Here is an 11,773-nt window from a genome sequence, read left to right as displayed (position 1 = left end):
CGGCCGGCCCGCGACCGGGACTTGGGCCCGCCCACGCCTTCACGGCCCTGGGGGCGTCCGGATCGGGCCGGCTGTACGGGATCGAGTGTATGCACCCTCTTTTGCATTCTTTGGTTGGATGCAACGCTTGTTGCAGAAAGGTTCCGATCTCGGGGAAGTGATGGCCCATGACGAATCATTCGGCGACCCTCGCCATCGACGAACGGCTGCGGGCCCGTCGGGCCGCGGGTGAGAAGGTCCTGCATCTGGGCTTCGGTGAAGCGGGGTTGCCGGTGCCGCCGGCCGTCACCGAGGTGCTCACCGGTGCCGCCTGTCGTAACGGCTACGGGCCGGTCGCCGGTTCGGTCGAGGCCCGGGAGGCCGCCGCGGGGTGGTTCTCGCGGCGTGGTCTGCCGACCGACGCCGACCGAATCCTGTTCGCGCCCGGAAGCAAGGCACTGTTGTACGCGTTGCTCAAGGCCATCCCCGGGGACGTGGTACTTCCGTGCCCGGCATGGGTGACCTACGCGGCGCAGGCCGCCCTGGCGGGCAAGCGGGTGATCGGTGTGCCCATTCCGGATGAGGCCGGCGGCGTACCCGACCCCGCGCTGCTGGAACAGGCCCTCAGGGACGCCCGGGCCGACGGCGCCGACCCCGGCATCCTGATCCTGACCGTGCCGGACAACCCGACCGGGACGGTGGCCCGTGCCGAGCACGTCCGCGACGTCTGCGCGATCGCCGAGCGATTCGGGCTCGCCGTGGTCTCCGACGAGATCTACGCCGAACTGTGCCACGCGGACCGGGAGGCACCGCGAGCGGCGCGACACCTGCCGGAACGGACCGTGGTCACCTCGGGTCTGAGCAAGTCGATGGCGCTGGGCGGTTGGCGGATCGGCTTCGCCCGAGTGCCCGACGGGGAGTGGGGAGACCGCCTGCGCGCGGACCTGATCGGAGTGGCCAGCGAGATCTGGTCCGGACTGGCCGCGCCGATGCAGGCCGTCGCGACCCACATCCTGGGCGACCCGCCGGAGATCCTCGCCCATGTCCGGGCCGCCCGTGCCCTCCACAGTGTCGTCGCCCGCGCCGTGCACACCCGGTTCACCGCCGTAGGGGCCCTGTGCAGGCCCCCGGAGGCCGGGTTCTACCTGTATCCGGACCTCGAGCCGCTGCGCCGGAACCTCGCGGCGCAAGGCATCCACGACGGAGCCGCCGTGTCGAGAGCGCTCCTGGAGCGACACGGCGTCGGCGTACTGACCGGGGAGGCGTTCGGCGACCGCGCCGGCGCGCTGCGGTTCCGGGTCGCGACGAGCCTGCTCTACGGCGACACCGACGCGGAGCGATGGCAGACCCTGCACAGCGACGATCCGCTGGCCCTGCCCTGGGTCGCCGCGTCGATGGAACATCTGCGCGACGCTCTCACCGGGCTCGCCACGCCCTCCGCGAGCCCGCGATGACCACGGACGAGGCGGCCCGTGGATCGCGCGCGGCCCACCCGCCCCTACCGCCCGCCGTACACGTCGAACTCCCGGAGCAGCCCCTCCTCCTCCAACAGGATGGCGCGTGCCTGCGGACCCCGGAGTTCGGCGACGCCCGCGGCGAGTGCCTGGATCAGCGACGTGAAGGCGGTCATCGACCGCAATACCGACGGCCCCGCTGCATCGACGTATAGGACGTACTCTCCGGAAGCCGCCAGCGGGGACGCGGGGTTGTCGGTCAGCGCCACGCTCCGCGCCCCGCGTGTGCGCGCCCACGCGGCGGCCCGGACGATCTCGGCGCTGTAGCGGTGGATCGAGATGGCCACGAAACAATCGCCCGCGCGTACCCGACGCAGGCTGTCGATGAGCGTGCCCGCTCCCAGGTCGACGGTCTCCACGTCGTCGTGCATCATCCGCAGCAGATACGCGAGCAGGTACGCCGGACCGTGGCACTTGCGCAGCCCCATCACGTGCACACGGGGCGCTTCGGCCAGTGCGCGCACCGCTCCCCGCCAGGTCTCGGGATCCACCCGTGCGAACGTGCGGGCGATGTTGGCCGTGTCGAACGCGGCGACGCGATCCAGCAGATCCCCGCCCTCGGCGAGACGCTCGAGGTTGTCGTAACGACGCAGAAGCTGGGCCTGTTCGCGCAGACGTTCCCGACACAGTTCGGTCAGCCCGGGATATCCCCTCAGCCCCAGACTCGTGGCGAAGCGCACGACCGTCGCCTCGTTGACCCCCACCGCCGACGCCAGATCGGACACCGTCATGAACGCCACCCCCTCGGGGTCCGCCATGACACGATCCGCGAGCAACCGCTGCGACCTGGTCAGCCCCGCCTCCCGTTCGCGCAGGACGAGCACGAGATCGTCATAGGTGCCCGGCGGGGTGTTCGCGATATCGGCCATGCCCGGGATTCTCCCGCGCCCGCGCGCCGGGCGAAACGGAGCACCCCGCTGCGGTTCGGCCCTGCGCGGCTCGCGCCGACGGGCGTGATGCTCGCCGGCGCCGGGCGCGTTGCCGTAACGGCGGCGGTTGCTACAGCGGCAGGATCATCAGGGCGGTGTCGTCGGTGGCGCCGTCGGGCGGGAGGAGGTCGGCGAGGAGCGCGTCGGCCAGGGATTCGGGGGCGAGGGTGCGGTGGCGCGCGAGGGCGTGGGCGAGACGGGCGAGGGACGCGTCGATGTCCTCGCTGCGGCGTTCGACCAGGCCGTCGGTGTACAGGACCAGGATCGCTCCGGTGGGGTACCCGATCGCCGCCTGGGGGCGCGGGAGGTGTTCGGGGTGGGCGCCGAGCGGCGGGTCGGTGGCCCGGTCGAGGAAGGTGACCGCGCCGTCGGGGCCGAGCAGTGCGGGAGGGAGGTGCCCCGCGCTGCTGTAGAGGAGACTGCGGCGCGTCGGGTCGACGATCACCGCCACCGCGGTAGCGGACTCCGCGCCGGGCACCGAGCGCGCGTGCAGCCCGAGCGCCTCCAGAGCGTGGGCGGGCCCGTCGGCGATGCGCAGGGTCGCGGTGAGAGCGCTGCGGAGCTGACCCATGACGGCCGCGGCCTTCAGGCCGTGTCCGACCACGTCGCCGACCGCGACGGCGGTGCGTCCCTGGGGCAGGTCCACCAGGTCGTACCAGTCGCCGCACACGTTCAGCGCCCCCTGCGCGGGGCGGTACCGCACCGCCGCGGCGGCGAGCCCGGCGTGCGGCGACGGCGCGGGCAGCATGGCGCTTTGCAGGACGAGCGCCACCTCACGTTCGCGGGCATAGGCCCCGCGCAGGCGTTCGTTGACCTCCTGGAGTTCCCGGGCCCGGTTGTACAGCTCCGCCTCCATGAAGCTCGCGGGGCTCCCGCTCTTGGCGCGCAGGAGTTCGGTGACCTCCTCGACCCGGTGCAGCACCCACTGCACCCGGCCGCCGGAGTCGAGGACCGGGACGTTGAGAATGCTCCAGTACCGCTCGTCCCACACGCCGGGCTCGCCGGGCGGCTGCGTGTCGTACCGCTGTATGGCCATCGCGTCGCGCTGTCCGGTGGTCGCCACCCGGCGCAGCGACGCGGCGAGGTTGCGCGTGCCGGTCGCCGACCGGTCGTGGGGATTGTCGGGGAACGCGTCGAAGATGTACCGGCCGATGAGCTCCTCGCGTCGGCGCCCGGCCAGGAGCAGGTACGCGGGGTTCGCCTCCACATAGACCAGCTCCGGCGTCAGCAGTGCCACCCCGGCCGGCAGCGCCTCGTACACCGCGTGGAAATCCACGTGCCGGTTCACTCGGCCGGCACGGACGGGTGCCGCGGCGTCCTCGCCGGCTCCCGAGCCGCCATCGTCCGCGAGGCCCGGGACGTCGGCCGGGCCGGTCCCGGGTGCGGCGGTGGAACGCGCGGCGGAACCATCGGTCGGATCGAGGTCCGGAACGGCGTCCGGGGGAATACGGTGGCGCGTCGTCCCTGCCCGCGGCTGTCGGCGGGCCCGGTCGTTCGTCCCGCCGTCCATGTTGCCGTCGGCTCGATGGCTCGTGGACGCGCCCATGGCCACCACCCTTCGTTGGTGAAGCCCCGAGCCCGTTCGCTTCCACCGTACGCGCGCGGAACAGCGGCCACATGTGCCGTGGCGGACCCGGTGGCCGCGTCCGACGCGGGCCGCTCGCACGGCGGCCGGCCTGGTCCGCGGCCCGGGCCCGCTCCCGTGGGATCCCACACGCGCGGACCCGCCGGCATACCGTTCGCCGAACGGGGCAGTAGCGCGTTGGTTGGACGGTGGGTACGCGCGCGGCCTGCGCGCCCGCCCCCGTTCGCGGAACACAGGCGTGGCGACCCGCGTCGGGTCGGCGGTTCGTCCCCTGGCCGGCTCGACGATTCACCGTGCCGCCTTGGCCTGAGTGGCACCGCTTCGCCGCCGTCTTCGAAGGGCAGGACACCGTGGGCATCTTCGCGTGGATCATTCTCGGCCTCATCGCGGGAGTCATCGCCAAGCTCCTGCTCCCGGGACGCGATCCCGGCGGGTGCCTGATCACGATCCTGATCGGAGTCGCCGGCGCGGCCCTGGGCGGGTGGATCGCCGCCGAGGTGTTCGACCGGCCCTTCGAGAAGCACTTCTTCGATCTCAAGACCTGGGGTGCGGCGATCGGCGGATCGCTGATCCTGCTGATCCTGTACCGCATCATCTTCGTCCGCACCCGGCGCTGACCGCCGGCGTTCACGAGGACGGCGTCCGTACCCGAATCCCACGCGGGGCACGGACGCCGTTCTCGTGCGATCGGACCCGTCCGGACCATCGACGGCGGCCGTGTGGTGACCAGCCGGTCCCGGTCCGTGAGCTGGTCGGTCGGAGCACGTCGCGGCGGGGCGGCGTGGGCCGCGCGCAGGCCGATGACGGCGAGCCGGTGCGCGGCGGACTCGGCGGCGAGGATGCGGCGGCGGGTCGTCTCGGTGTCGGTCGCCGCCCGGGCGGGCAGGGCCTCGACGAGACGGGTACAGGCGCGTAGCCGGCCCAGGCTTCGGTTCAGGGCGGGTTCGGCGTGGCGCGTGGGCGGGGCGTACGCGAGACCGTCGCGGTCTGTCGTACCGTCGCCGCCAGGAGCCGGTCCCACGCGCGAAGCGCCCGTGTGCGCGTCGCCGGGCCGGGTGTCGGGAGCACGGCCACGCGCACGAGCGCGGCGATCGCGAACGCGGCCGGCGTGACGGCGAACAGTGGCGGGCATGGGCCGGCCGCGGTCCCGAGGAATGGGGTGAGGAAGAACGTCATGAAGCCGAACACGCCCAACCCGTGGCCGCGTCGGCCGAATCGACGGACGTAGACGGAGCCGAGGATCACCGCGAGGAACGTCGACACGCGGACCGGGGTCGGCGCGGAGGCCAGGAGCCCGCCCGCGACCAGCGCGGCGAGCGACACGAACAAGCCGCCGAACAAGTGCGGCTGCCGTCATCCCGTCCGGTCCGGATCCGACTCATGCCGCGCACGGGTCGGGCCATCCACAACCGGACGAGCCGGCGTGCGGCGCACGGTCACGGTGCTCGGCGCGTGACCGGGACGGCCGTCGTCCGGCGGTCGACCTACGAGACTTGCGCAGACTCAGGTTGGGCCGGCACCGGAACGAAAGACGCCGATCCGGCGATGCGAAACGGACGGTCCGCACGCTCGGTGCCGCTCGCACATCCTCGGGAACCGACCGCGGGTACCGCCGGCCGATTCGCGCGGCGAGCAAGCGCGCCCGACGTCATGGAGGGGTGCTTCCGGCCCTGGCCTACCATCGTCTCCGTGACCTCCGCGCTGCTCCTCATCGATCTGATGCCACGCATCATCGCCCTGCCCCTCGCCCCGCACTCCGGGGAGCAGGTCCTGGCACGTTGCCGCCGGTTGGCCGAGGCGTTCAGGGCGAGTGGCCGCCCGGTGGTGGCCGTTCGCGTGGAGAGGCCGAACGTCACCGAGCAGCCGCCAGGCAGCGGTTTCGCCGACGATCTCGTCCGGCCCGGCGATGTCCTGGTCGTCAAGCGCACCGTCGGGGCGTTCCACGGCACCGACTTGCACGACCGGTTGCGCGATCTGGGCGTGGACACGCTGGTGCTCGCCGGATTGGTCACCACGATGGGGGTCGAGTCCACCGCGCGGGCCGCGAGCGACCACGACTACGAATTGGAGTTCGTCGCCGACGCGATGTCCGGGTTCAGTGCGGACGAGCACGACTTCACCGTGGAGCGGATCTTCCCCCGATTCGGCGAAGTGCGTGACACGGCGGCCTACACCTGACCGTCATCGCCCGGCCCGAACCCGCCGCCGGAGACCGGCCACAGGTCATGGTCGCGCTACCGGCCACCTTCCTCCACCGGCTTGGCCGAGGGAGCGGCGGAGGCATCGCCGAGGGCGGGCGCGTGGTCTTCCGTGGTGAGCAGGCCGAGGGCTGTTCTCAGCATGGCCGTGCTCCAGTTCAGCGGTGTGTGGGGTGAGGGCACGATCAGCTCGTTGCCCTGTTCGTCACGGTAGGTGACATGGCATTCCGGGACTCGGTAGGGCGGCACTTCCCGCACGTGGTAGCCGTCGTCCTCGCGGAGCACGGCGTGCCACTGATTCTCGCCGGTGACGCCGGCCAGCATGCGGTTCAGGTAGCGCACCGCGAATTCGCGGTAATTTTGGGCCTGTTCGGGGTCGGTCCGCCGGGTGTGCAGACTTCGGCGAGCGGCCCACGCGGCCAGTTGGCCGAGTGGGTGCGTCCAGGCGGCCTCGCGCCCCCGCGGCGTCAGGCGGCCGCGCAGCTCCTGCTTGCGGTCGAGGTCCATGTCGCCCCCGCGGGCCTCCGCGTCCGCCTTGATCTCGTTCTTGATGGCATGGACGGTCGCCTGCACCTCGTGCGTGTGGAAGTTGACGCGCTGGTACGAGTCCTCGGCATAGCGGATGAGGCCACCGGTGGCCGGGTCCTCCAGGGAGCGCAGCGCGTCGAGGACCACCGTCTCCACTTCGCGCGCGGTCGTGGGCCGGGCCGAATCGCCGATGGGGACGCGGCCTTCGGCGAGCAGTTCCGGCAGGCCGTACATCAGGAGGTAGACCAACGACGCGTCCGCCCGGCGGTGCCGGATCGAATCGGCGTCGTAGTCCGGCGATTCGAACGGGATCCGCCGGCCGATTTCCCGGAGACCGGCGTCCACCATCGTGCCGACGGTCGCGGTGAAATCCTCGCCGTCCGCCAGAAAACCGAGTTCCGCGTGGTCCGCGAGCCCCCTGATTCTGTCGAGCAAGGCTGTTTCGACGGCCATCACCGAGGTGCGTCGCGCGGCGACCTCCTCCCACGATCCCGAGCTTTCGTAGCACGGGAAACCGACCGCCCGGAGAAACGGCACGACGAAGCGAAGGAACTCCTTGTGCGCCGGCAACAGTTCGCCGGTGCCGATGAACCCTCGATCCAGCGCGTCCAGGACGAGGAACGCGAGCATCTGGAACGAATCCTGCTTGTTTCGCCACCTGTTCGGCTTTTCGGCCTCGAGGTCGTCGAACCACAGGGATATGTGGGGCCATTCCTCCTGCCCGGTGTCCCCTCGTTCCACGACGGCGGCGAACCGGGCGAGTTGCGCGGGTGTGGAGATCAGGTGCAGCGCGCTGTGGATCAGCTCGCGCCCGATGGCCCCTTCCGTCGCGTATCGGTCCGGGGCGCTCAGGAAGAGCTCCATCATGGCGCTCGCGGCCTGCACGTGATCGCGCAGGTAGAACATCGTCGACATCTCGCCGTGCCGCACCGTGGGGTCGGCGGCGATGTCCGTCGCGGCGACGATGGAGACCCGTCGCGCCTCTCCGTCGACCCGCACGCTCCCGGCCTCGATCACCGGCAGATCGAGCGTGCCCCGCTCCTTCAGCAGCGTCTCCACCGTGCGCAGGTGCGTCGGCGAGCCCTCCGCCGTCACCAGGCGGGCCAACGTCGCATTGGCGAACGGGATCCCGACGCCCTCGGACGCCCGATGCGCGCGATTCCTGGTCATCAGCTCGCGCAACAGCGCCTGGTCGTCCTGCCGGTGAAATGCGGGCACATTTGCTCCGTCGTACATGGCCGATACCGGTGCGGCGCGGCTCGATTTCATGAGAACCGTCGCGGCGAAACACAGGACGACGGGCGATCCACGGAGTCTCACGGTATTTCCGGAAATCGCGTCAACGCCTTGATCGTCCGATTTCACCGTCCACGGCATCCTCATCCACTGCGGACTTTTGGACACGCACGGTAACCCCAATCGATCCGCCTTTGCAAAGCGCAAAGCCGACCGCTGTGACCCTGGTTATATTTTGCCACGCACAGTGGCGGAATTTGATTCGGGGCAATGGTCCGGCATATCCCGATGGGTGCCCCGCCGGGTCGGTGCGGCCTCGTGCGGGGGTGTCAGGGCCGGCGCGCGGTGATCAGCCAGGCGCGGGAGTCGAACCACACGCCGTCGCCGGTGTCGTGTGCGTCCAGGGTCGCGCGCAGCCGATCGAGTGCGCGCTCCGCGGACGCGGCGTCCAGGTCGGCGAGCGGGTCCCGAGCCATCAGCAAGCGAAGCACGGCCGCACACGCGTGATCGGCGTCCGGGCCGTAGTAGACGGGTTCGCGAACGTCGACGACGTCCACCGCGGTGAAGCCGGCGGCGGTCAGGACGCCGGCCGCGAGGTCCGGATCGGCCAGTGCGAAGGCGGCGTCGGCTTCGCCGGCCGAGGTCGACACCGGGTGTCCGGTCGCGAGCGCCGCCCGGATCGCGGTGGCCCACTCCTGGCGGTCGCGGGCCTGCCAGACCAGCTGTACGAAGGGCGCGCCCGGGCGCAGGGCTCGCCCGATGTTGGCGAACGCGGCGAGCGGGTCGGCGAAGAACATCGTGCCGAACCGGCTGATGCCCACGGTGAATTGCTCCGGTGCGAAGGCATGGGTCTGGGCGTCGGCCTGTACGAAGCCGACATTGTCGAGCCCTTCCGTCTCGGCCTGTTCGCGAGCCCGCGCCGTCATCCGGTCCGAGACGTCGATGCCGAGCGCGGTACCCGGCGATGCGGCGCGGGCCGCGCGCCGAGTGGTCTGCCCGGTGCCGCAGCCGATGTCGAGGACACGATCGCCGGGATGGATGTCGAGGGCGTCCCACAGCCGTTCCTGGTACCGAGCGAGTTCCGAGTCGTAGTCGAACATGGTGATCGCCTCCTCACACCGCGGGGCCGTCGCGGAGCACGCCGCGCACGGTGTCGAGCCGAACGCCCGGGTCCAGCTCCGGCAACCACCATGTCGCGCCGGCCCGCACGTACGGCTCGGGATCGACATCGGGCGGCACAGCGATGGCGATGTCGTACGAGGCCATCTCACCATGGCGCAGTTCGGTGAGGGTGCCGACGGCCTCGGCGAGTTGGTCCGGGTGCTCGAGGTCGACCGGGAAGAAGCCGTCGAGCCGGGCGGCCCGGCGGATCGGCTTGGGGCTGCCCGGGAACGCGGCGGCCCACACCGGCACGCCGGGCCGCTGGACCGGTCGCGGCCGGAACGCGATGGCGTCGACGGTGTAGTGCTCGCCGCGATGGCGCACCGGTTCGCCGGACCAGGCGGCGCCCAGGATCGCCAGGGACTCGTCGAGCATGCGCCCGCGCACCCGGTCGTCGAGTTGCTCGCCGGTCTTGGACAGCTCGCCGCCGAACCGGTCGCCGCCGAGTCCGACACCAAGAGTGAGCCGGCCGTCGCTCAGCCGATCCAGCGTCGCCGTCTCCCGCGCGACCTTGGCCGGCCGTCGACGGGGAAGCGGCGAGACCATCGGGCCCAGCCGCAGCCGCTCTGTCGCGGTCGCGATCGCCGCGAGCACGATCCACGGATCGGCGACCCGGCGTACCGGCGCCCGCCAGCACAGGTGATCCCACACGAAGCAGCCGTCCCACCCGGCTTCCTCCGCGTCGGCGGCCAGGTCCGCCACCACCCGCGGGTCGGCGAGGTCGTCGAAGAGCGGCAGCCACAGTGCCGAGCGCAGCCGGCTCACGATCGGTCTCCTGTCGTGTGCCGCACCAGGGCCGCCACGAATGTGTCCCACACCGGCCGCGGCAGGTCGTGTCCGGCCCCCTTCAGGGCCAGCAACTCGGCACCGGGGATCGCCTCCCGCAGCGCCTCGCCGTGCGCGAGCGGCAGGAGCGGGTCCCGGTCGCCGTGGACCACGAGCGTCGGCACCGCGATGTCGCCGAAGCCGCCTCGGGTCGGCCCGTCGAGCTCGATGGCGTAGTGGTTGACCAGAGTCGACGCGTAGCTCTTGGCGCGCGCCACATCGTGTTCGACCAATGCTCGAATGGCGTCCTCGTCGAAGTACGGCGAACCACCGGCGTACGCCCGCGCGGCGGCGACCACGTACTCGACGAGCGCGGCGGCATCGGAGGAATCCGGCTCGGGCGGCATGGCCAGGTCGCTCGACGGCGGCGGCAGGTCGTCGGCTCCGGTCGAGCACGAGAGGAACGTCAGCGACGCGAGCCGATCGGGATGGTCCACACCGAGGATGAGTGCGATCCCGCCGAACATCGATTGACAGACCACATGGGCGCGTTCGATGCGCAAGGCGTCCAGGAGTCCGAGCACGTCCAGTGCCAGGTCGGTGAACGAGTACGCGGGCCGTCCCGGCGGGTAGGCGGTCGACCGGCCGGTGTCCCGATGGTCGTACCGGACCACGAACCGGTCCCGGGCGGCGATCCGTTCGCACAGATCGGTATCCCACCACAACATCGAGGCCGACGACCCGGCGACCAGCACGACGGCCGGGGCCGTGTGGTCTCCGAAGGTCTCGACACACAACTCGGCGCCGTTGATTTCGAGGAGTTGCTCCCCGTGTGATTGCTGAGGGCTCATGTCCGGAACGTTAGAGCCCGTGACTCGATCGCGAAAAGCGATGATTTCCGATCGGTTCAATCGCTTGTCGCAATGGTCATCGCCGGTGCGGCACTATGTTGGAACACATGACCGATGTCGAGCTGCGCCACCTGGCGGCGTTGGCCGCCGTCGCCGAGGAGGGCTCGTTCGGCCGGGCCGCCACCCGCCTCGGGTACACCCAGTCGACGGTGAGCCAGCAGATCGCCGCATTGGAACGGGCCGTCGGCGGCCTGGTGTTCGACCGGCCGGGCGGGCCCAAGCCCGTGCGGCTCACCCCACTCGGCTCCGTGGTCCTCGACCACGGTCGCGAACTGCTGGCGAAGTCCGAGGCATTGGCCGACGCCGTGGACCGATTCAAGGCCGGGGAAGGCCGCATCGACATCGGCACGTTCCAGAGCGTGTCCAACGTGATCCTGCCGTCGGTCGTACGCCGGCTGCGAGACGAGTACCCCGGTTGCGACATCCGGTTGTCCGAAGACGAGCCCGACCAGCCGCGGCTCGGTGACCTCGACCTGCTGTTCTACGACGGCCGCATCGACGGCGACGTCGAGCACCTCAAGCTGCTCGACGATCCGTACCTGTTGGTGGCGCGCGCCGGCACCTTCCCCGACGGTCCGGTCCCGCCGGCGCTGCTCGACGGCGCACCGCTGCTGGCCTGGCCGCTCACCTGCGACCAGCCCCGAATGGAGCAGGCGATCGCCCGGAGCGGCGCCCGTCCGCAGATCGTGTTCCGCACCGCGGTCAACGACACCCTGCTGTCGATGGTGCGCGCCGGCATGGGGTCGGCGGTACTTCCCTGGCTGGCCATCCGCGGTGCCGACATCGCCTCCGACGACAGGCTCCGCATCCACGAACTGCGGCCTTCCCTGCCGCCACGCGAGATCTACCTGCACTGTCGGATCGGACGGACCCACTCACCACTCGCCACCAGGGCCATCGAGATCGCCGTGGAAGTCGCCACCGACCTCGCGCCGCCACCGACCACCGAGTGAAGCCTCACAACGTG

11 protein-coding genes are annotated in these 11,773 nt (G+C 71.2%); 4 read left to right on the top strand and 7 right to left on the bottom strand.

Annotation, left to right across the window (positions count from 1 at the left end):
• Window positions 1-167 precede the first annotated feature (167 nt).
• Window positions 168-1,433, top strand: coding sequence for a pyridoxal phosphate-dependent aminotransferase (locus ACIRL2_RS19015; protein WP_402233469.1), 1,266 nt, complete (start codon window positions 168-170; stop codon window positions 1,431-1,433).
• A gap of 44 nt (window positions 1,434-1,477) precedes the next feature.
• Here the strand turns inward: ACIRL2_RS19015 and ACIRL2_RS19010 are convergent, their stop codons facing one another.
• Both ACIRL2_RS19010 and ACIRL2_RS19005 read right to left on the bottom strand, forming a co-directional pair.
• Window positions 1,478-2,362 (bottom strand): MurR/RpiR family transcriptional regulator, encoded by an 885-nt coding sequence (locus ACIRL2_RS19010; protein WP_395860283.1) that lies wholly within the window; start codon window positions 2,360-2,362, stop codon window positions 1,478-1,480.
• A gap of 130 nt (window positions 2,363-2,492) precedes the next feature.
• Window positions 2,493-3,968 carry a PP2C family protein-serine/threonine phosphatase gene (locus ACIRL2_RS19005; protein ID WP_395860281.1) on the bottom strand — a complete coding sequence of 492 codons (1,476 nt, stop codon included), beginning with the start codon at window positions 3,966-3,968 and terminating at the stop codon, window positions 2,493-2,495.
• Between the two features lie 389 nt (window positions 3,969-4,357).
• Here ACIRL2_RS19005 and ACIRL2_RS19000 point away from each other — a divergent pair, with 389 nt between their 5' ends.
• Window positions 4,358-4,624 (top strand): GlsB/YeaQ/YmgE family stress response membrane protein, encoded by a 267-nt coding sequence (locus ACIRL2_RS19000; RefSeq protein ID WP_395860279.1) that lies wholly within the window; start codon window positions 4,358-4,360, stop codon window positions 4,622-4,624.
• Window positions 4,625-4,940: 316 nt separating this feature from the next.
• Here the strand turns inward: ACIRL2_RS19000 and ACIRL2_RS18995 are convergent, their stop codons facing one another.
• Window positions 4,941-5,336, bottom strand: coding sequence for a hypothetical protein (locus tag ACIRL2_RS18995; protein ID WP_402233466.1), 396 nt, complete (start codon window positions 5,334-5,336; stop codon window positions 4,941-4,943).
• A 360-nt stretch (window positions 5,337-5,696) separates the two neighbouring features.
• On the opposite strand from ACIRL2_RS18995, the gene ACIRL2_RS18990 reads away from it, so the two are divergent.
• On the top strand, window positions 5,697-6,185 hold the full coding sequence (locus ACIRL2_RS18990; protein WP_402233463.1) for an isochorismatase family protein: 489 nt from the start codon (window positions 5,697-5,699) through the stop codon (window positions 6,183-6,185).
• A gap of 56 nt (window positions 6,186-6,241) precedes the next feature.
• Here ACIRL2_RS18990 and ACIRL2_RS18985 read toward each other — a convergent pair whose 3' ends face one another.
• The 4 genes from ACIRL2_RS18985 to ACIRL2_RS18970 all read right to left on the bottom strand — a co-directional run bounded on the left by ACIRL2_RS18985 (window position 6,242) and on the right by ACIRL2_RS18970 (window position 10,746).
• Window positions 6,242-7,951: a hypothetical protein gene (locus tag ACIRL2_RS18985; RefSeq protein WP_402233460.1), complete on the bottom strand. Its 1,710-nt coding sequence runs from the start codon at window positions 7,949-7,951 to the stop codon at window positions 6,242-6,244.
• A gap of 347 nt (window positions 7,952-8,298) precedes the next feature.
• Window positions 8,299-9,069, bottom strand: coding sequence for a class I SAM-dependent methyltransferase (locus ACIRL2_RS18980; protein ID WP_395860273.1), 771 nt, complete (start codon window positions 9,067-9,069; stop codon window positions 8,299-8,301).
• Window positions 9,070-9,082: 13 nt separating this feature from the next.
• The gene (locus tag ACIRL2_RS18975) at window positions 9,083-9,895 is read right to left on the bottom strand and encodes an LLM class flavin-dependent oxidoreductase (protein ID WP_395860271.1); all 813 of its coding nucleotides are present in this window, start codon (window positions 9,893-9,895) and stop codon (window positions 9,083-9,085) included.
• Complete coding sequence (locus ACIRL2_RS18970; protein WP_402233458.1) at window positions 9,892-10,746, bottom strand: alpha/beta fold hydrolase; 855 nt, start codon at window positions 10,744-10,746, stop codon at window positions 9,892-9,894. Before ACIRL2_RS18970 ends, ACIRL2_RS18975 begins: the two co-directional genes overlap by 4 nt.
• 107 nt (window positions 10,747-10,853) lie before the next feature.
• On the opposite strand from ACIRL2_RS18970, the gene ACIRL2_RS18965 reads away from it, so the two are divergent.
• Window positions 10,854-11,759 (top strand): LysR family transcriptional regulator, encoded by a 906-nt coding sequence (locus ACIRL2_RS18965; protein ID WP_402233455.1) that lies wholly within the window; start codon window positions 10,854-10,856, stop codon window positions 11,757-11,759.
• Window positions 11,760-11,773 lie beyond the last annotated feature (14 nt).

It is taken from the genome of Embleya sp. NPDC127516 (assembly GCF_044765325.1).
Classification (GTDB): Bacteria; Actinomycetota; Actinomycetes; order Streptomycetales; family Streptomycetaceae; genus Embleya.
Note: the sequence above shows the minus strand (reverse complement) of the source record. Positions and strands in the feature narration are given on the sequence as shown.

Bases quoted from the DNA above. Each gene is read 5' to 3' on its own strand.
- ACIRL2_RS19005 (WP_395860281.1), bottom strand. From the start codon at position 3,968: ATGGGCGCGTCCACGAGCCATCGAGCCGACGGCAACATGGACGGCGGG.
- ACIRL2_RS18965 (WP_402233455.1), top strand. From the start codon at position 10,854: ATGACCGATGTCGAGCTGCGCCACCTGGCGGCGTTGGCCGCCGTCGCC.
- ACIRL2_RS19010 (WP_395860283.1), bottom strand. From the start codon at position 2,362: ATGGCCGATATCGCGAACACCCCGCCGGGCACCTATGACGATCTCGTG.
- ACIRL2_RS19015 (WP_402233469.1), top strand. From the start codon at position 168: ATGACGAATCATTCGGCGACCCTCGCCATCGACGAACGGCTGCGGGCC.
- ACIRL2_RS18980 (WP_395860273.1), bottom strand. From the start codon at position 9,069: ATGTTCGACTACGACTCGGAACTCGCTCGGTACCAGGAACGGCTGTGG.
- ACIRL2_RS18970 (WP_402233458.1), bottom strand. From the start codon at position 10,746: ATGAGCCCTCAGCAATCACACGGGGAGCAACTCCTCGAAATCAACGGC.